General features: G+C 69.7%; 20 protein-coding genes. 8 read left to right on the plus strand and 12 right to left on the minus strand.

The annotated features are described in order from the left end of the window. The first annotated feature begins 1 nt into the window (after window position 1). Window positions 2-514 carry a P-loop nucleotide/nucleoside kinase family protein gene (locus tag AFR_RS09490; RefSeq protein WP_023359773.1) on the plus strand — a complete coding sequence of 171 codons (513 nt, stop codon included), beginning with the start codon at window positions 2-4 and terminating at the stop codon, window positions 512-514. Here AFR_RS09490 and AFR_RS09495 read toward each other — a convergent pair. Further along, complete coding sequence (locus tag AFR_RS09495; RefSeq protein ID WP_023359775.1) at window positions 490-702, minus strand: sulfurtransferase TusA family protein; 213 nt, start codon at window positions 700-702, stop codon at window positions 490-492. The two genes, AFR_RS09490 and AFR_RS09495, sit on opposite strands and share 25 nt — an antisense overlap. Further along, the gene (locus AFR_RS09500) at window positions 699-1844 is read right to left on the minus strand and encodes a cysteine desulfurase family protein (RefSeq protein ID WP_023359777.1); all 1146 of its coding nucleotides are present in this window, start codon (window positions 1842-1844) and stop codon (window positions 699-701) included. The genes AFR_RS09495 and AFR_RS09500 overlap by 4 nt, the downstream gene beginning before the upstream one ends. Before the next feature lie 239 nt (window positions 1845-2083). Between AFR_RS09500 and ctaC the strand changes: the two genes are divergently transcribed. After that, on the plus strand, window positions 2084-2950 hold the full coding sequence (gene ctaC, locus AFR_RS09505; protein WP_052359674.1) for an aa3-type cytochrome oxidase subunit II: 867 nt from the start codon (window positions 2084-2086) through the stop codon (window positions 2948-2950). Between the two features lie 9 nt (window positions 2951-2959). Further along, complete coding sequence (locus tag AFR_RS09510) at window positions 2960-3385, plus strand: cytochrome c oxidase subunit 4 (RefSeq protein WP_023359781.1); 426 nt, start codon at window positions 2960-2962, stop codon at window positions 3383-3385. 81 nt (window positions 3386-3466) lie between these two features. Here the strand turns inward: AFR_RS09510 and AFR_RS09515 are convergent, their stop codons facing one another. The 4 genes from AFR_RS09515 to AFR_RS09530 form a co-directional block, all read right to left on the minus strand. After that, on the minus strand, window positions 3467-3673 hold the full coding sequence (locus AFR_RS09515; protein WP_041840728.1) for a hypothetical protein: 207 nt from the start codon (window positions 3671-3673) through the stop codon (window positions 3467-3469). Window positions 3674-3784: 111 nt separating this feature from the next. Next, window positions 3785-4849 carry an anthranilate phosphoribosyltransferase gene (gene trpD / locus AFR_RS09520; protein WP_023359785.1) on the minus strand — a complete coding sequence of 355 codons (1065 nt, stop codon included), beginning with the start codon at window positions 4847-4849 and terminating at the stop codon, window positions 3785-3787. A 48-nt stretch (window positions 4850-4897) separates the two neighbouring features. Then, entirely contained in the window at window positions 4898-5341 is a 444-nt protein-coding gene (locus AFR_RS09525) for a transcriptional regulator (RefSeq protein ID WP_023359787.1), read from the minus strand. Window positions 5342-5392: 51 nt separating this feature from the next. Further along, entirely contained in the window at window positions 5393-6376 is a 984-nt protein-coding gene (locus AFR_RS09530; protein ID WP_041840729.1) for a cytochrome c oxidase assembly protein, read from the minus strand. A 109-nt stretch (window positions 6377-6485) separates the two neighbouring features. Here AFR_RS09530 and ctaE point away from each other — a divergent pair, with 109 nt between their 5' ends. From ctaE to qcrB, 4 genes are read left to right on the plus strand one after another with little or no spacing between them, the layout of a single operon-like run. Beyond that, window positions 6486-7082: an aa3-type cytochrome oxidase subunit III gene (ctaE, locus tag AFR_RS09535; protein ID WP_023359791.1), complete on the plus strand. Its 597-nt coding sequence runs from the start codon at window positions 6486-6488 to the stop codon at window positions 7080-7082. A 49-nt stretch (window positions 7083-7131) separates the two neighbouring features. Next, the gene (qcrC, locus tag AFR_RS09540; RefSeq protein ID WP_023359793.1) at window positions 7132-7980 is read left to right on the plus strand and encodes a cytochrome bc1 complex diheme cytochrome c subunit; all 849 of its coding nucleotides are present in this window, start codon (window positions 7132-7134) and stop codon (window positions 7978-7980) included. Further along, window positions 7977-9080 carry a cytochrome bc1 complex Rieske iron-sulfur subunit gene (qcrA, locus tag AFR_RS09545; protein WP_023359795.1) on the plus strand — a complete coding sequence of 368 codons (1104 nt, stop codon included), beginning with the start codon at window positions 7977-7979 and terminating at the stop codon, window positions 9078-9080. The genes qcrC and qcrA overlap by 4 nt, the downstream gene beginning before the upstream one ends. After that, on the plus strand, window positions 9077-10702 hold the full coding sequence (gene qcrB, locus AFR_RS09550) for a cytochrome bc1 complex cytochrome b subunit (protein ID WP_023359797.1): 1626 nt from the start codon (window positions 9077-9079) through the stop codon (window positions 10700-10702). The genes qcrA and qcrB overlap by 4 nt, the downstream gene beginning before the upstream one ends. 71 nt (window positions 10703-10773) lie before the next feature. Here qcrB and AFR_RS09555 read toward each other — a convergent pair whose 3' ends face one another. Then, window positions 10774-11061: an Lrp/AsnC family transcriptional regulator gene (locus AFR_RS09555; protein WP_023359799.1), complete on the minus strand. Its 288-nt coding sequence runs from the start codon at window positions 11059-11061 to the stop codon at window positions 10774-10776. A gap of 83 nt (window positions 11062-11144) precedes the next feature. After that, window positions 11145-11687 (minus strand): PadR family transcriptional regulator, encoded by a 543-nt coding sequence (locus tag AFR_RS09560; RefSeq protein ID WP_023359801.1) that lies wholly within the window; start codon window positions 11685-11687, stop codon window positions 11145-11147. 83 nt (window positions 11688-11770) lie between these two features. Between AFR_RS09560 and AFR_RS09565 the strand changes: the two genes are divergently transcribed. Next, window positions 11771-12310 (plus strand): DUF2306 domain-containing protein, encoded by a 540-nt coding sequence (locus tag AFR_RS09565; protein ID WP_023359803.1) that lies wholly within the window; start codon window positions 11771-11773, stop codon window positions 12308-12310. Window positions 12311-13108: 798 nt separating this feature from the next. Here the strand turns inward: AFR_RS09565 and AFR_RS09570 are convergent. The 4 genes from AFR_RS09570 to AFR_RS09585 form a co-directional block, all read right to left on the minus strand. Next, window positions 13109-13939, minus strand: coding sequence for an NTP transferase domain-containing protein (locus AFR_RS09570; RefSeq protein ID WP_023359805.1), 831 nt, complete (start codon window positions 13937-13939; stop codon window positions 13109-13111). Further along, window positions 13936-14439 (minus strand): NUDIX hydrolase, encoded by a 504-nt coding sequence (locus AFR_RS09575; RefSeq protein WP_041840730.1) that lies wholly within the window; start codon window positions 14437-14439, stop codon window positions 13936-13938. Before AFR_RS09575 ends, AFR_RS09570 begins: the two co-directional genes overlap by 4 nt. A 31-nt stretch (window positions 14440-14470) precedes the next feature. Beyond that, complete coding sequence (locus tag AFR_RS09580) at window positions 14471-16264, minus strand: RelA/SpoT family protein (protein ID WP_041840731.1); 1794 nt, start codon at window positions 16262-16264, stop codon at window positions 14471-14473. A gap of 88 nt (window positions 16265-16352) precedes the next feature. Then, window positions 16353-18152, minus strand: a complete 1800-nt coding sequence (locus tag AFR_RS09585; RefSeq protein WP_041840732.1) for a DEDD exonuclease domain-containing protein — start codon at window positions 18150-18152, stop codon at window positions 16353-16355. Between the last annotated feature and the right edge of the window lie 72 nt (window positions 18153-18224).

Genomic DNA, 18224 nt, shown 5'->3' on the forward strand with positions numbered 1-18224 from the left:
GATGGTCCTCGCCGTCTTCGCCGGTCTGCCGGGCGTTGGCAAGAGCACGCTCGCGCAGCAGGTGGGGGCGGTGCTGCCGGCTGCGGTGCTCGCCGTCGACACGGTCGACTTCACCATGCAGTCGTACGACGTCTCCGAGCCCCGGCCCGGTTACGCGGCCTACGGCGTGGTGGCGGCGCTGGCCGAGACGCAGCTCAGGATGGGCCACCACGTGATCATCGACGCGGTGAACCCGGTGAAGGCGGCCCGGCAGCTCTGGACCGAGCTCGCGGAGAACCTCGGCGTCCCGCTCCGGGTCGTCGAGGTCGTCTGCGGTGACGACGCCGAGCACCGGCGCCGGGTCGAGACCCGATTTGCGGCCTGCGCCCATGACGGCATCCCGGACTGGGTGCGGGTCCTCGAACGTCAGGCCGAGTGGGAGCCCTACCTCGGCCCGCGGTTGGTCGTCGACACGTTCCTCGCCGAGGAGCCGGTCGGCCCGGTCGTCGACTACCTGAGCCTGCGCACGTCGTAGGTGTCCGGCGCCGGACTGCCCAGGTATTCCTGACCCTTCATCCGGCACCACGCCGGGATGTCGTTGGCGGCCGCCGGGTCGTCCGCGAGCACCCGGACCACCTCGCCGACCTCGACGGACGGCATCTTCCGGGCCAGGTCGATGATCGGCAGCGGGCAGCGCCGGCCCCGCGAGTCCACCTCGATCACATTCCCGCCTCCTTGCGGATGTCCGCGACCAGGCCGGGCAGCACGGCCAGGAAGCGGTCGACGTCCGCCTCGGTGGTGCCCCGGTGCAGCGACACGCGCACGTTGCCGTGGCTGAGCACACCCATCGCCTCCAGCACGTGGCTCGGCTGCAGGGTCGACGCCGTGCACGACGAGCCCGACGAGACCGCAAAACCGTGGCGGTCGAGCGCGTGCAGCAGCGCCTCGCCGTCCACGTAGAGGCAGGAGAAGGTCACCAGGTGCGGCAGCCGCTCGACCGGGTCGCCGACGACCTCGACGTCGGGCACGGTCGCCGCGACGGTCGCCCTGATCTTCTCGACCAGGGCGGACAGCCGCACGGCCTCGGTCTGCGCCTCGCCCAGGACAGCTCGCAGGCTCGCCGCGGCGGAGACCACGGCGGGCAGGTCCAGCGCGCCGGTCGGCCGGGGCCGGTGACGATCATCACCCGGGTACGGGGACAGCCAGCGCACGCCCTTGCGCACCACCAGCACACCGACTCCCGGCGGGCCGCCCCACTTGTGCGCACTGGCCGTCAGCAGCGACCAGCCCGGCGGCACCGGCGAACGCCCGACGGACTGGGCGGCGTCGACATACAGCGGCACACCCGCCTCGGCACACGCTTCCGCCGCAGCCGCCACGGGCTGCACGGTGCCCACCTCGTGACTCGCGCTGATCAGGCTCGCGAGGGCCACGCCGGGTGCCGCGACCGCGGTGTTCCAGGCGTCCAGGTCGAGCCGCCCGAGGAGATCCACACCGACCGGGACCGCCTCGCCCTGGGCCGCGGCGTGCAGCACGGCGGAGTGCTCGATGGCGGAGTGGACCAGCGTCCGGCCGACTCTCACCCGTCCCGCCAGTCCGCCCAGGACCGCGGCGTGGACGGCGGCGGTGCCGGAGGACACGAAGGACAGCTCGTCCGGGCGTACGCCCAGGAGTTCGGCGACGGTGGCCTGGGCCGCCTCCCTCAGCTGCTGGGCCCGCCGGCCCGCGCTGTAGAGCCGGTCGGGGTCGGCCCAGCCGTCCTCGAGCGCGGCCAGCAGCGCCTGACGGGCGACCGGATGCAGCGGCGTGGCCGAGGCGGCGTCGAGGTAGGCGGGCGCACCGGCGTGAACGGCCCTGTATTCCACTCTCGGAACGGTATCGTCCACATGATCAGTGGTCACACGGGTACTCCCATGATCCGACCCCCGGTAAGCGGGTGGCAGGGCCAGGTCGAGTAGTGTGCGACCGTCGGTGACACCTTGCCGCCGGTGTCCGGATTTCCGCACCGGGCGGTGCTCTAGGGAGGCAGGAGCAGGTGGTCTCAAGGAGTTCGGTCGCACGGCCGCGCGTCGTACGGCTCGCCGGGCTCGGTGTCGGTGGTGCCATGCTGCTGGCCCTGCTGTCGGGCTGTTCCGTCGACGGGATCGGAAGCGCCTTCGGTGGCTTCGGATGGCCGCAGGGCGGCATCAGCCTGCAGGCCCACAAGATGTACGACCTCTGGATCGCCTCGACGATCGCCGCGCTGATCGTGGGCGTGTTCGTCTGGGGCCTGATCTTCTGGTGTGTCATCCGGTACCGCAAGCGTGGCGACAAGCTGCCCGTGCAGACCCGGTTCAACATGCCGATGGAGGTCCTCTACACGGTCACGCCGGTGCTGATCGTCGCGGTGCTCTTCTACTACACGGCGATCGTGCAGACCGACGTGGACAAGCTGTCGGCCAAGCCGGACATGACCGTCGAGGTCGTCGCGTTCAAGTGGAACTGGCAGTTCAACTACCGCGATGCGCCCGGCGCCGAGGCCAAGACGGTCGCGTCGACGCTCGGCTCGAGTGACGTCATCCCGCTGCTGGTCCTGCCCACGGGCAAGAAGATCCGCTTCGAGGAGACCAGCAAGGACGTCATCCACTCGTTCTGGGTCCCGGAGATGCTCTTCAAGCGCGACGTGTTCCCGGGCAACGTGCGCAACACCTTCGAGGTGACCCTCGACAAGGAGGGCCGCTACGTCGGTCGCTGCGCCGAGCTCTGCGGCACGTACCACGCCTTCATGCAGTTCGAGCTGGTGGTCGTCTCCCCGGAGAAGTTCGACCAGTTCCTCGCGGCGAAGGAGGCGGGTTCCTCCACCCAGGACGCGATGGGCGTGATCGGTTACACCGGTGACGACCGCTTCGCGATCACTACCCAGCCGTTCGACACCCGCCGGCACGGGCAGTCCTGGAACCAGAACAACGATCCCGTCGCGGCAGGGAAGTAGGAACCCGAGTTGAAGACCGAATACAAGATCTTCGCCGGCGTCGCCGTCTTCCTCTTCGGTGCGGCCACCGTGTACGGCATCTGGACCCACGGTCAGACCGGGCAGCTGGAGTGGATCGGCGTTGTCGCCCTCATCCTCTCCGGCCTGCTCTGCTCGATGTGCGGCGGCTTCTTCTGGTTCGTCGCCCGGCGTATCGACCTGCGTCCCGAGGACCGCGAGGACGGTGAGATCGCGGAGGGCGCCGGCGAGGTCGGCTTCTTCAGCCCGGGCAGCTACTGGCCGTTCGGTCTGGCGCTGGCCGCCGCGATCGCCGGTCTGGGACTGGTGTTCTGGATGTGGTGGCTGGTCGCCCTGGGCATGATCCTGGTGGTCTTCGCTGCCTGCGGCCTGCTGTTCGAGTACTACTCGGGCACCCGCCACCCGGCCGAGCACTGACCCGGACGCAACAGACGCTGAAAAGGCCCGCATCCCCTCCCGGGGGGTGCGGGCCTTCTGGTTGTGCTCTCTGCGGCGCTGTCAGGCGGCGCGGCGCTGCTGGGGAGCGATCCGGGATCCCCCTGCGGACATCAGCACGCGGATGGTGACCGGCGCCAGGATCTCCGCGGCACCGCAGCGGGTGCAGAGGAGTTCGGGACAGTCCTGTTCGTGGCCGTCCGCGCAGGGCGGGGTCTCGAAAGGCATCTCCGCGTCACACAGGACACAGCGCAATTCACGGTTTCGCACGGGTGGCTCCTCTTCGCCGGAAGGTGGAATTACCCGAATGTCATTCGAACGTTGTCACGACGGAAGAGCCGGTGCGGGAAACCGGCCCGGCGTGTCAGGAAAATATTGGGGTCAGACTGTTTCGGCGGCTTTGGCGGCCTTTGCGGCCTCGACCCAGCGCCCGAGCAGCGCCGTGGCGGCACCCGAGTCGACGGTCTCCGCGGCCCGTGCGATGCCCGCACGCATCGTGTCGGCGAACTCGCCCGGGAAGCCCGCATGCGCGCCCAGCGCGGCAGCCACGTTGACCAGCACAGCGTCGCGGATCGGGCCCTTCTCGCCGGCGAACATCCGCAGCGCCGCGTCGGCGTTGAATGCCGCGTCGCCACCGCGCAGGTCGCCGGGCTCGCTGCGGGGCAGGCCGAGGTCGACAGCGTCCACCACGGACTCCGTGACCGTGCCCTCCCGGACGAGCCACACCCGCGTCGGTGCCGCGGTGGTGAACTCGTCGAGGCCGTCCTCACCCCGCATGACCAGGGCCGAGTCGCCGCGGCCGGCGAAGACCTCGGCCATCACCGGCGCCATCCGCTGATCGAAACAGCCGACGGCCGCCGCGCGGGGCCGGGCGGGGTTGGTCAGCGGGCCCAGGACGTTGAAGAACGTCGGGTGGCCCAGCTCGCGCCGTGTCACCGAGGCGTGCCGCATGCCCGGGTGATAGCGGGCGGCGAAGCAGAAGCCGATCCCGGCCTCCGCGACCGTCCGCTTGACACCCTCGGGACCGAGATCCAGCGGGATGCCGAAGTATTCGAGCAGGTCGGCGGTGCCGCAGGCCGAGGAGGCTGCGCGGTTGCCGTGTTTGACGACCTTGACGCCGGAGGCCGCCGTGATGATCGCGGCCATCGTGGAGATGTTGACCGTGTGGGCCCGGTCGCCGCCGGTGCCGACCACGTCGACCGAGTCGGCCCGGACATCCTCCGGCAGATCCACGACCGTGGCGTTGGCCAGCATCGCCTGGACCAGGCCGGACAGCTCCCCGGGCGTTTCACCCTTGGCCCGCAGCGCCACCGCAAAACCGGCGACCTGCACCGGTGTGGCGTTGCCCGCCATGATCTCGCCCATGGCCCAGGCGGTGTCCTGCGCCGACAGCTCCTCGGCCCGCAGCAGGGCGCTCAGCAGGTTCGGCCAGGTACGTGCGCCCATGGCGGGCACTCCTTCGGGGGGCGTCGAGGCTGGAAGGGGGAGGGGAGTTCAGCCGAGGGTGCCCATGGTGCCCAGCGGGATCACGCCGTTGCGGCGGCCGCGGAGCAGGCCGGCGACGGTCTGACCGGTGGTCACCGGGTCGAGCGGGTGCACCAGGGTCGCGTCGACCTGCGCGAAGGCGGCCAGCCAGCGGTCGGCGGCACGGGCGATCACGACGCAGGTGGGCGGCGGGTCGGCGTACTCGTCCTTGGTCTGGCGGGCGATGCCCAGACCTCCGGCCGGGGAGGCCTCACCGTCGAGAACCATCAGATCGATCTCGTACGTGTCCAGCAGGATCCGGCACTCCTCCCAGGTGGAGGCGTCCGCGAACTCCACGGACAGGTCGGCGGCGGGACGGACGCCGATCGCCAGCCTGATCCGGTCGCGGACCGCGAGATCGTCGCTGTAGAGCAGGACGGTGTACTTGTCCGGCTTCGGCTTGCTGTCGCTCATGTGTGCCCCGGTTCCGACGCTCGTAGGTGCCCGCTGATCGTACCGAACCGGTCAGTCGCCGTCCGGCTGTGGTCGTACCGAGGCGGTCCGGTCTGTGATCTTGGTCGCCGAGGTGACGGCCTCGGCCTGCTCGGCGGCCTCGGCGCGGTCCAGGGCCCGGTCGATCCGCTTGGCCTCGCGCTCGGACTGCTTGATCCACTGCAGGACCAGGATGCCCAGCATCGTGACGCTGACGATCTCGCCGCCGGCCCACAGGATGCCGCCCGCCACGACCTGGTCGTTCCACGGGTTCGACCAGGCCAGGTGCAGGTTCGGGTACCAGTCGCCGCCGAGCAGCGTGCGGCTCTGCATGATCGTCAGGCCGAGCACCGTGTGGAACGGCACGGACAGGACCATGAGCAGGGCGCGGGCGGGGTAGGGCCAGCGGTTGGGCAGCGGGTCCAGGCCCAGCAGCGGCCAGAAGAACAGGCAGCCGGTGATGATGAAGTGCACGTGGATGAACTCGTGCAGCCAGGCGTGCTCGAGGGTCGCGCGGTAGAGACCGGTGAAGTAGAGGACGAACGGGTTCGCGATGAACAATCCGAACGCGACCAGCGGGAACGTGATCACGGCGACCGGGCGGCTGTGGAGCACGCGGAGCAGCAGCTTGCGGTGATCGACCGGCAGGGTGCGCAGCGCCAGCGTCACCGGTGCGCCGAGGGCCAGGAAGATCGGGCCCACCATGGACAGGACCATGTGTTGCACCATGTGCACGCTGAGCAGCGTGGTGTCGTACGCCTCGATCCCGGTGACCGTCACGGCCGCGAGCGAGCCCAGGCCGCCGACGATGAACGCGACCGTGCGGCCCGGCGGCCAGTGGTCACCGCGCTGCCGCATGCGGTGGACGCCGTACAGGTAGACGGCCGCCGCGACCAGCAGGAAGAGCGCGAGCAGGCTGGTCAGGCGGATCTGGCTGAAGATCTCACCGACGCTGAACGGCGGGGGGACAGTATCCCCCGCGGCGATCGTGAACGCGGGCAATTCGGCGTGCTGCACCCCTTGAGGCTAGGCCCAGCAGCGTGACCATCCTTGGACGGGGGAGTGACACGGAGCGGATTAGGCCCCCCGCGACATGTTCGGGTGATCGCGGGGCAATAATGAGCCCGTGACAGCGGCAGCCATCGACAAGAGCCGGATCCACTCGCTGACCCGACCCAACATGGTCAGCGTGGGGACCATCGTGTGGCTCTCCAGTGAACTCATGTTCTTCGCGGCCTTGTTCGCCATGTACTTCTCCATCCGTGCTGCGGACTACAGCCAGTGGGAGAAGCACACCGAGGTCCTCAAGATCCCGTACGCGACGTTCTTCACCGTCATCCTCGTGCTGTCCTCGGTCACGTGCCAGCTCGGCGTGTTCGCGGCGGAGAAGGGCGACGTCTTTGCGCTGCGACGCTGGTTCACCATCACCTTCGTCATGGGCCTGATCTTCGTGCTCGGCCAGGCGAACGAGTACCGCAACCTCGTCCACGAGGGCGTGACCCTCAACGGCGACGGCTACGGCTCGATGTTCTACCTGACGACGGGCTTCCACGGTCTGCACGTCACGGGCGGTCTGATCGCCTTCATCGTCTTCATGATCCGCACCACCATGGGCCGGTTCACTCCGGCGCAGGCGACCTCGGCGATCGTCGTGTCGTACTACTGGCACTTCGTCGACGTCGTGTGGATCGCGCTGTTCGCCATCATCTACTGGCTGCAGTAGCCGTCCGTCCGTGAGAGTTTCAAGGTCAAAACCCAGAGGGACACAACCCATGACTTCTGACACCCCCGCCGGCCGGCGCTTCCGGGTGTTCAACCGGCGGCGGTCGGCCCCGAGCCGGGCGCGCCGGCGCCTCGGCGCGGCTGTCCGCATGCTCGCCGCGCTGGCGCTGGCCGGAGGCGTCTACACCGCCTTCGCCCCGGGTGCGTTCGCCGATGACACCCGTCAGCTCTCCGCCTCCGCGCAGGAGGGCAAGGCGCTCTTCGACAACAGCTGCATCAGCTGCCACGGCCGCAACGCCGAGGGTGTCGAGGGTCGTGGCCCGACCCTGATCGGCGTCGGCTCGGCCTCCGTCGAGTTCCAGGTCGGCACCGGCCGCATGCCGATGACCCGCCAGGAGGCCCAGGCCGAGGAGAAGCGGCCGGTCTTCGACAAGGCCGAGACGAAGCAGATGGGCCAGTACATCCAGGAGCTGGGTGGCGGACCGCAGATCCCGGGCGGCGAGCTGACCGACGACCTGAAGGAGAACCCCGAGGCGCTGGCCGCCGGTGGCGAACTCTTCCGCATCAACTGCACCTCCTGCCACGGCTTCGGCGGCGGCGGCGGTGCCCTCTCCTCCGGCAAGTACGCGCCGAGCCTGCACGACGCGACCACCCAGGAGATCTACGCGGCGATGCTCACCGGACCGCAGAACATGCCGGTCTTCGGCGACAACGAGCTCAGCCCGGACGAGAAGCGCGAGATCATCACGTACGTCAAGATGCAGCTGCAGGAGGACAGGGACCCGGGCGGCCTGTTCAACCTCGGCCGGTACGGCCCGGTCACCGAGGGCCTGGCGATCTTCGTCGTCGGCATCACGCTCCTGGTCTTCACGTCGCTGTGGATTGCGGGGAAGTCATGACCGTTGTGAAGGACGGGGCGCACGGCGCCGGCACCGAGCCGGTCGACGTCAACGACCCGCGGCTGTCCCGCTTCGACATCGTCCGCGAGGGCGCCCGGCGCGACGACATCGAGATCGTCACGTACGAGTCGCAGTTCCTGGGCACCAACTCCAAGGCCGAGAAGCGCGTCGTGCGCAACATCGCCTTCCTGTTCCTGCTCTCCGGCGCGGCGGCGCTCGTCTTCCTGGTCTTCTACATCGTGTGGCCGTGGGAGTTCGAGCTCGGCGCCACCGACAGCGACTTCTTCACGCCGATTCTCGGCATCTCGCTGGGCGTCTCGCTGCTGGCGCTCGGCTTCGCGATCCTCGCCTGGGCCAAGAAGCTCCTGCCCCACGAGGTCTCGATCCAGGACCGGCACAACACGCCGTCCAGCGACGAGGACCGGCTGATCACGGGTCAGACCATCGCGTACCTCGGTGAGGAGCTGGGTGTCCAGCGCCGCCCGCTGCTCAAGGGGGCGATCGGCCTCGGCCTCGCGCCGCTGGGCCTGGTCGCGGCGGCGCCGCTGATCGGCGGGCTCATCGAGAACCCGCACAAGGACGACGAGCCGATGATGTACCACACCGGCTTCGACCCCGTCCCGAACGACGGCAACCTGGTCCGCCTCACCCGTGAGGACGGCACCCCGGTCCGGCCCGAGGACGTCAGCGTTGGCGGTCAGATCACGGTGTTCCCCGGCATCCCGGGCGGCGCGACCAACCACTACGCGGACTCGCCGACCCTGCTGATCCACCTGCGGTCGACCGACGCCGAGGACGCCCGGGGCCGCAACGCCGCGGACGCGACCAACGCGAACTCGATGTGGGGCAACTACATCGCGTACTCGAAGATCTGCACCCACGCCGGCTGCCCCGCCAGCCTGTACGAGCAGCAGACCAACCGTCTGCTCTGCCCGTGCCACCAGTCGCAGTTCCTGATCACCGACAACGCCCGCCCGATCTTCGGTCCCGCCAGTCGCCGTCTGCCCCAGTTGCCCATCGAGGTGGACGCCGAGGGCTTCTTCGTGGCAGCGTCGGACTACAAGGAGGCCATCGGGCCTGACTTCTGGGAGCGGCCGTGAAGCGTCGAAAGCTCGATCTGGCCCAGGTCCCCGCCAACGTCGGCAAGGGGCTGGACGATCGCTACAAGGCGGCTACGCCACTGCGCGGCCTGCTGAACAAGGTCTTTCCGGACCACTGGTCCTTCCTGCTGGGTGAAATCGCCCTTTTCTCGTTCATCGTCCTGCTGCTCACCGGTGTCTTCCTGACCCTCTTCTACGACCCGTCGATGCGGGAGATCGCGTACGAGGGTGCCTACCCGGCCCTCCGCGGCACCGAGATGTCGGCGGCGTACGCCTCCTCGCTGCACCTGTCGTTCGAGGTGCGCGGTGGTCTGTTCATGCGCCAGATGCACCACTGGGCGGCGCTGCTGTTCATGGCGTCGATCGTCGTGCACATGGCGCGCATCTTCTTCACCGGGGCATTCCGCAAGCCCCGCGAGGCGAACTGGGCGATCGGCGTCGCGCTGTTCCTGCTCGGCTTCCTCGCCGGCTTCACCGGTTACTCGCTCCCCGACGACGGTCTCTCCGGCACGGGCCTCCGCATCGCCTCGGCGATCATGCTGTCCATCCCGGTCGTCGGCACCTGGGTCTCCGCGTCGGTCTTCGGCGGCGAGTTCCCCGGCGAGTTCATCATCGGCCGCTTCTACATCGCGCACGTCCTGCTCATCCCGGGCGGCCTGCTCGCGCTGATCAGCGTCCACCTGGGCCTGGTCTTCGCGCAGAAGCACACCCAGTGGCCCGGCCCCGGCCGGACCAACGACAACGTCGTGGGTGAGCGCATGTTCCCGCGGTACGCGCTCAAGCAGGGCGGCTTCTTCATGGCCGTCTTCGGCGTGATCGCGCTGATGGCCGGTCTGTTCCAGATCAACCCGATCTGGCTGTTCGGCCCGTACCGCGCCTCCGAGGTGTCCTCGGCCAGCCAGCCCGACTGGTACGTCATGTTCATGGACGGCCTGGTCCGCCTCATGCCGGCCTGGCAGATCGACATCCCGATCGGCGACGGCTACGTGATCCCGCCGCTGTTCTGGCCCGCGGTCGTCGGCCTCGGCGCCCTGACCACGGTCCCGATGTTCTACCCGTTCATCGAGGCCCGCCGTCTCAAGGACAAGGGCTCCCACCACCTGCTCCAGCGGCCGCGCGACGCACCCGAGCGCACCGGCCTCGGCGCGATGGCGTTCACCTTCTTCATCGTCGCGACGATCTCCGGCGGCAACGACGTCATCGCCGACAAGTTCCACATCAGCCTGAACGCGATGACCTGGGCCGGCCGCATCGGCCTGGTGATCCTGCCGCCGCTGGCGTACTGGATCTCCGTCCGCATCTGCCTGGGCCTGCAGCAGCACGACCGCGAGGTCCTCGCCCACGGTGTCGAGACGGGCATCATCAAGCGGTCGCCCGACGGCCGGTTCTACGAGGTCCACCAGCCGCTCGGCCCGGTGGACGACCACGGCCACCCGCTCCCGCTGGACTACGCCGGCTGGGTCGTCCCGAAGAAGATGAACCGCCTCGGCGCCCTGGCGCCCGCGGTGAAGGGCTTCTTCTACCCGGTCGAGAAGCCGGCCGAGGCCCCGGTCTCGCCGGGCATGCCGCCGATCACCGCGCGCGAGGAGCGCGAGGAGATCACCTCCGGCCAGCAGCAGTAACAGCGCCAACGTCAAAGGGGGCCCCTCGGGGCCCCCTTTTTCGTATGTCCGGCCTTCGTATGTCAGACCGATCAGTCAGCGTCGGGGAGCCCGATCGCAAAGGCATCCTCGAGGTCGTGCTTCGAGTACGCCCGGAACGCAATGTGCGACTCGGTGTTGAGCACCCCCGGCGTCTTCGAGATCCGCCCGGCGATCACCTCGGCGATGTCCTCGAACTGCGGCACCCGCACAATGGCGATCAGGTCGACGTTCCCGGCCACCGAGTAGACCTCACTGACACCGGGCAGCGCCGCGAGCGCCTCAGCAACCTCAGGAATCGAGTCGGTGGCGCAGTCGATGTGCACGATCGCGGTGTTCACGCGGTCTCCTCGGCAGGTTCGCTTCCGCTTTTGGCTTTTCGCTTCTGACGCAAGCTCGGATGGTCGCTTCATGCTATCCGCGCTCAGGTCCCCTCGCCCTTGACGGCTGCCGGAAGCGCATCGAACCAGTTCAGCAGGGCGCGTTCATAGGTAAGACCGAACGACAGGGTCGCCACCGCGTACGGCTCGGCGTCGGCTGCCCCGGAGGGAAGCTCGGCCTCGATCTGCTCGTAGGTGGCCAGCCGTGCGGCGTGCACCTCCCGGTGCCGCGCCACGATCGCCGCCAACCGTCCCGGCGGAAGATATCGCCCGAACATGATCGTGAGCAGCAACGGGAACCGGATGGCCTCCGGCTCGGGCTCCCGCGACACCCAGACGGCAAAAGCCTCCCGGCCGGCGTCGGTGATGGCAAAGGGCCGCCGGTCGCGCCGCCCGCGCTCCTGCGCCTCGACCAGCCCGTCAGCAGCCATCGAGGAGAGCTCCCGGTAGACCTGGCTCTGCGTCAGCGACCAGAAATCCCCGATCCGCTCCTGCGCGGTCGCCACCAGATCCCAGCCTGACAGCGGCCCCTCATGCAGAAATCCCAGCAACGACGCAGCTGTGGCGTTCAACGGGCGGGCAGGCATCGGCACCTCCTTGACATCCCATTGTGTCAGGTCGCAGGATGAGGCCCACGACATTCCACATAGTTAGGTCACGGGGGCATCCCATGGAATGGTTCCATCCGACCCTGATCGCCCTCCACGCCACCGCGGGCGGCCTGGGCCTCCTCCTGGCCATCCCGGTGATCACCGCCCCGAAACGCCGCGGACGCCACCCGATCCTCGGCCGTGCCTACGCGCTCTGCGCAGCCGTCCTTTGCCTGACAGCGTTCGTCCTGGTCGCCTACGACCCCCTCGAACTCACCGGCTTGGCGGTCCTCGGCGCCCTCACCACGATCTGGGTCGGGGCGGGCGTCTGGCTGGCCCGCAAACGACCGGTGATCCGCGGCAACCGGCACGCCTGGCGCCTCTGGCACCTGAACCTCATGTCGAGCAGCGTGATCTCCTTCGTCACCGCCTTCCTCGTCCAGATCACCGACGGCAACCTGATCGCCTGGACAGCCCCCACGGTTATCGGCACCGCCCTCATCACCCGCGCCAACGTCCGCGAATCGGCCCGCCTCGCCGCGAGATCACCCCGGCCCGAACCAGTGCTGGTGCCCGCACCCCTGGCCCCGAACCCCGGCCCCGCGCAAGCAGGCCAGTAGCCGGTGTAAGCAGGCCCGCAGCCGCCAGCCGCCAGCCGCCAGCCGGTAGCCGCCAGCCGCCAGCCGGTAGCCGGCAGCCAGCAGGCCAGTGGCCGGTCGGCAGCGACTCGGCCGATCGACCCCGACGCTGTGCGAGGCACCCCTGCCTCAAGTCGAACCACCGATGTCGTATTCGGCCCTGAACCGGGGCGTCACCTATGCCGACGAGCCGACGCTCAGACCTCACCGGTAAGAGCGCGACGTGCTCGCAAAGATGTTCATTGATGATGCGGTAGTTGGAGCGCCTCGAGCTGCTCGCCGGCCACGGCGCGCAGCAACTCATGGTCGCTGCTGAGCTCGGTGACCAGCTCTGCTCGTGGTGTCTTCCGCCGCACACAAGGACTATCGCGGACGGTGGGCCGGATGGTTCATAGACAAAGGTGCCATCCGGCAATTGCCGGGCGGCACCTCGTCAGCCAGACATCAGGAGAGATTGTCGCGCCCGGACCTTCACGGATCGCCGCCCGCGGCCGGAGTCCCGCCGGTCGTGGGGCGCGGCGGCTGCTTCCGTAACGCCGCCCTTGTTGGCGGTGCGAGAAGCACCGGCGTTGCCGTTGGTGCTCGTGGTTCGCCCGTGGGTGGCGGTCATACCGCGCCGGCGCGGCGTTCCTGCCCCCAGGCCCAGCGGGTTCGCTGTGCGGTCGGGGTCCGGGCCGCCGGTCATGCGGTCGCGCCGGTGGGAGACGTCCGGCCTCAGCGTGGGGCTGTAGTGCATGGACGGTGCGCGGCCGGAGCGGAACCCAGCGCGGTGAGAGCGGGTCAGGCGGGGACGGTCAGGGTCGTGCCGGCTCGGATGGTGCTATGGAGGGTTTCGTTGGCGGCGACCGTGGCGCCCGGCCAGATGACGCACCGGTTGATCTGGCCGTGGACCTGCGCGCCGGCGCCGATTACGGACTCTGAGGCGGTGCCGTCGAGGGTTGCTGATGGGTCGGTCAGGCCTGCGGCGGCGTGGAGGTTGGCCTTCAGGTAGTCCGCGGGGGTGCCGGTGTCGATGTAGAGGCCTTCGTAGGTGACCAACTCGAGCTCGCCGGCTGCTTCGGCTGGGCGCCAGGCGGTGCGTACCAGGTCGGAGGGTTTGTCCGAGAGGTTTTGGGTGTAGCGCCAGGGGAGGAGGGAGAAGCCGGCGAAGCGGTGGCCGCTGAAGCCGCCCTGGCCGCCTTCGGGGATGGGGCGGGTGAGCATGCGGACTGTTTCGCCCGTCCAGGATTCGAGGAGGGCTTCGATGTCCTTGCCGGGGTCTCGGTGGGGGTCGGCCAGGTAGGCGTCCGCGTTGCCGACCAGGACGCCGCGGCCGTTGATCCAGGGGAGGAGGCGGCCGATGCCGCCGGAGGTGCCCAGGGGGCCGTCGGGCTCGACCGACAGGTGGGCGCGGTCGCCGACGTGGGCCACTACCTGGTCGGCCAGGTAGGCCGCGTTGACGGCCACGTCGGTGGGGCCGGTCAGGCCCAGGCCGGCGATGCGGGCCAGCGCCCGGTCGAGCAGCGCGACGTTGCCGACCGGGCAGAGGGCCTTGGGCAGCAGTTCGGTGAGGGGGCGCAGTCGTTGGCCCTCACCGGCGGCGAGCACGACCGCGCAGACAGCGGGGGTCATGACGCGTTGGGGCCCATGCCGTAGAGGCCGAGGACCTTGGCGGTGTTGGGGGTGAGGCGGGGGAGGTCGGCGAGGGAGAACCAGCCGGCCTCGAGGACCTCGCCGCCGTCGACGACCAGGGGGGTGGTCGAGGCGGGGACCTGGCCCAGGTAGATCATGTCGACCCAGCCCTTGGCGTGGACGACGGCGTTGGGGGTGGCCGGGGTGAGGTCGGTCGGGTCGAGGACGACGCCGGACTCCTCGGCGAGCTCGCGGGCCGCGCCGACCTCGGGTGCTTCGGCTTTTTTGAGGAGGCCTGCGGGCAGGCCCCAGCTGCGGCCGGGGGGCTGGCGGAGCAGGAGGAGACGGCCCGGGTCGGCGGCCTCCGAGTCCTTGATGATGGCGACCGCGCCGACCAGATATTTGGGGACGATCAGGCGGACGACACGGCGGCGCACGGGGTGCGGCAGCCGGTAGAACGTCTGGTACGCGACGCCACGCAACCGCCGAGGGATTTTCACACCGCAAGGCTAGCGGCCTGGTGCGACGCTCTCAGTCCGGGTGGTCCACGAGGGCGATGAGCTGCTCGACCACCTGGTCGGGCTCGAGGTTGCGTTCGGTCACCGCCACCAGCATGGTCTCGAGGTCGGGGTAACCGAGCTCCTCGGCGAGGCGGCGCAGCGGGACCTCGCTGGCCAGGCCGCGGTCGTGCTTGCGGAGCGTCAGGCCGATCGTGGCGCGGCCCAGGCGGACCTTGTCGGCGATGCTGATGCCGGGGGCGTTCTCCTCCGCGAAGTAGCGGTTGATCTGCATCTGGGCCTGGGTCGACTTGACGAAGCCGAGCCACTCCTTGCGGGGGCCGCGCGGGGCGGCGCCGGGCTCGACCTCGACGTGGCCGTCGGTCTCGGTGAAGATCTCGACGACGTCGCCGTCGCGGAGGGGCGAGCTGAGCGGCGCCAGCCGGCCGTTGATGGTCGCCGCCAGCGTCTGGTCACCCTTGTCGGCACTGACCTCGTACGCGAGGTCGACCGGAGTGGAACCGGCGGGGAGGTCGAACGTGTTGCCGTGGGCGAAGACCTGGATCTGGCCCTCGGCGAGGTCGCACCGCAGCGACGCCAGGAACTGGCCCGCGTCGGTGGTGTCCTGCTCCCAGTCGAGCACCCGCTTGAGCCAGGTCAGCTGGTCGGCGCCGGTGGCGTCGGAGGCCTCCGGTGACTTCGGGTAGCGGTAGCCGGTGGCGACGCCGTACTCGGCGCAGCGGTGCATCGAGACCGTGCGGATGAGCACCTCGACCAGGCGGCCCTCGGGTCCGGTGACCGTGGTGTGCAGCGAGCGGTAGAGGTTGTTCTTCGGGGAGGCGATGAAGTCCTTGAAGCGGCCGGCGACCGGGCGCCACTGACCGTGGATCGCGCCGAGGGCGGCGTAACAGTCGGTCTCGGGGCCGTCGACGATCACCACGATGCGGGGCAGGTCGAGGGGGACCGCGTGACCGCCGGCGACCGTGTCTTTCCAGATCGAGTAGTAGTGGCGGGGGCGGGGCGCCACCTTCGCGTCCACCCGCGAGCGGCGCAGGGCCGCGGCCGCCTTGACGCGGACGTCCTCGACGTATTCGGACCAGCCGGGGCGGTTCTTGACGTGCTCGTCGATGCGGGAGAACGAGTCGGGCTCGAGGTGATAGAGCACGACGTCGTCGAGGTCACGCTTGAGGGCCTGGATGCCGAGGCGGTCGCAGAGCGGGACCAGGACGTCCAGGGTCGCGGTCGCGATGCGGGCCCGGGAGGCGGGGGAGCGGGCGTCGAGCGTCCGCATGTTGTGCAGGCGGTCGGCGAGCTTGATCACCAGGACGCGGACGTCCTTGCCGGCGGCGATGATCATCTTGCGGATCGTCTCGGCCTCGGCCACCTTGCCGTAGAACGCCTTGTCGAACTTCGTCACGCCGTCGACCAGGTGGGTCACCTCGGGGCCGAAGTCGCCGTTGAGCGTCTCCAGCGTGTAGCTGGTGTCCTCGACCGTGTCGTGCAGCAGCGCCGCGACCAGCGTCGTCGTGTCCATGCCCAGCTCGGCGCAGATCTGCGCGACGGCGAGCGGATGCGTGATGTACGGATCACCGCTCTTCCGGAACTGCCCCCGGTGCATGTTTTCCGCGACCGCGTAGCTCCGGCGCAGGACCCCCGCGTCAGCTGACGGGTGGATCGCGCGGTGGGTGCGGGTGAGGGTGGTGACGGGGTCGTCGTCGTTGCCCTGGAAGCTCAGGAACGACATGAGCCGACGGGACAGGGGCATCTCCGCGGCTGCTGAAGACAGGGCGCGTCCAAGGGCGGCGCCGTGGCCGGCGTCGACGTCCACTCGGACACCCCCTCACCGATCGACCGCACGGTCCCGGAACGGTACGCGCGGATCCCACCGATTTTCACGGCTTCGTGCGCCGCGTTCCTTACAGCCTAAGCGAGCGACCGTCATCCGTTCGGGCAGTTACCGATGAGCGAACGGACGAGTCTCTTCTCGACCCTCCGGCTTCTGCCCTGTTGAGCAGCCTAGTGAAGCGCGCTGCGCCACGCGCCGGTGACACCCAGTCGCCGGAAGTTTCCACCAGGCGGGTGTCGGGGCGTTCGAGCCACGCCAGGATCCGCTCGGTCTCCTCCGCCGACGCGGACGGAACCGGTCCCGGTCCGGGTAGGACCGTCTCGGCCGTTGCGCGCGCCATGTCGAGGGTCGGGCGCGGGTGCAACTTGGGTGGTGAGGTCGCCGCGGCGGCGAGGCGGCCGTGCCGGACGACGATGATCTCCCACCCGTAGGAGTCGTTGCGGCGTGCGGCGACCAGCTCGGCGATGCTGGTCAGCGCACCGAGCCGTTGCATGCGGACGGTGGCGCGGAGCAGGGCCACGAGCCGGGACCGGATGACGGCCGCCTCCTCGTAGCGCCGGCGCTCGGACAGCACGTCGATGCGGGCCATCAGCGCCTCCACCAGCGGCTCCGGGTCGCCGTAGGTCGCGGTGCGGAACGGGATGGCCGCCCGTGCGCCGTACTCCTCGGGGGTGATCTTGTGCTCGCAGGGCGCCGGGCATCTCCCGAGCTCGGCCAGGGCGCAGGCCGGCGTGATCGTCCGGGTGGAGAGCTTGTGGGTGCACTGGCGCAGCGGCACGGCGTCGTAGACACCGGCGGCGGCCAGCTCGGCGGTGCGGCGGGAGGAGAACGGCCCGAGGTAGGCCGCGCCGTCGTCGGCCAGCTGGCGCACGACCGACAGCCGGGGGAAGGCCTCGGCGGTCAGCTTGAGCCAGACCACCCGTTCGGGATATTTCGACCGGCGGTTGTAGGGCGGGGCGTGGGCCGCGATCAGCCGCAGCTCGCGGACCTCGGCCTCCAGGGAGTGCGCGCACTCGACCGCCTCGACCCGGGCCGCGGCGCCGATCATCTCGGACATGCGGGCGCGCTTCTCACTGGCGGTGAAGTAGCTGCGGACCCGCGTGGCGATGTCGACCGACGTGCCGACGTAGAGCGGGCGCTCGTCGGCCGCGCGGAAGACGTAGACGCCCGGGGCGTGCGGCAGACCGTCGGCGAGGTGGCGCTTGCGGCGCTGGGTGGGGGTGACCGCCTTGGCGAACTCGATCGCGTCGCCCAGCGTGTGGACCTTGAAGCTGCCGAGCCGCTCGATCAGCCCGTGGAGGACGTCGACCGTGGCCCGGGCGTCGTCGAGGGCCCGGTGGGTGGGCTGGACCGCCGCGTGGAAGAACTGCGCGAGCGTGCCGAGCTTGCGGTTGGGCACCTCGTCGCGGGTGAGGGCGCGCCGGGCGAGGGCGGCGGTGTCGAGGACGCGCACCTGCGGCCAGGGGTGACCGTGCCGGGCGCAGGCCGCCTTGAGGAAGCCCACGTCGTAGGGCGCGTTGTGGGCGACCAGCACCGCCCCGCGCAGGAACTCGAGCAGGCTCGGCAGCACGGCCTCGATCGGTGGCGCCGGGGCGAGCATGGCCTCGGTGATGCCGGTCAGCACGGTGATGAACGGCGGGATGCGCTCACCCGGGTTGACCAGGGTGCCGAGGACGCCCAGCTCCTCGCCGGCACGCACCTTGACCGCGCCGATCTCGGTGATGCCACCACCGTCGGGAGCACCGCCGGTCGTCTCCAGGTCGAGAACCACGAATGTCGTGTCTTGCAGGGACAACGCCGCCGGATCGACGGAGCCGTCCGCACTCAGGAGGGTGTCCAGAGTGCCCTGCACGTATGCCGGTTGTGCCACGACGGGCAATTTAGAGAGGGGGTATGACAAGATCCGCGCGGCGGCGGGAAAACATCACTTGCTACCGCAAGC

This window comes from Amorphoplanes friuliensis DSM 7358 (assembly GCF_000494755.1).
Lineage (GTDB): Bacteria > Actinomycetota > Actinomycetes > Mycobacteriales > Micromonosporaceae > Actinoplanes > Actinoplanes friuliensis.

Bases quoted from the DNA above. Each gene is read 5' to 3' on its own strand.
- ctaC (WP_052359674.1), top strand. From the start codon at position 2,084: ATGCTGCTGGCCCTGCTGTCGGGCTGTTCCGTCGACGGGATCGGAAGC.
- AFR_RS09560 (WP_023359801.1), bottom strand. From the start codon at position 11,687: ATGCCTGCCCGCCCGTTGAACGCCACAGCTGCGTCGTTGCTGGGATTT.
- trpD (WP_023359785.1), bottom strand. From the start codon at position 4,849: ATGGGCGCACGTACCTGGCCGAACCTGCTGAGCGCCCTGCTGCGGGCC.
- AFR_RS09570 (WP_023359805.1), bottom strand. From the start codon at position 13,939: ATGACCCCCGCTGTCTGCGCGGTCGTGCTCGCCGCCGGTGAGGGCCAA.
- AFR_RS09565 (WP_023359803.1), top strand. From the start codon at position 11,771: ATGGAATGGTTCCATCCGACCCTGATCGCCCTCCACGCCACCGCGGGC.
- AFR_RS09525 (WP_023359787.1), bottom strand. From the start codon at position 5,341: ATGAGCGACAGCAAGCCGAAGCCGGACAAGTACACCGTCCTGCTCTAC.
- AFR_RS09490 (WP_023359773.1), top strand. From the start codon at position 2: ATGGTCCTCGCCGTCTTCGCCGGTCTGCCGGGCGTTGGCAAGAGCACG.
- qcrA (WP_023359795.1), top strand. From the start codon at position 7,977: ATGACCGTTGTGAAGGACGGGGCGCACGGCGCCGGCACCGAGCCGGTC.
- qcrC (WP_023359793.1), top strand. From the start codon at position 7,132: ATGACTTCTGACACCCCCGCCGGCCGGCGCTTCCGGGTGTTCAACCGG.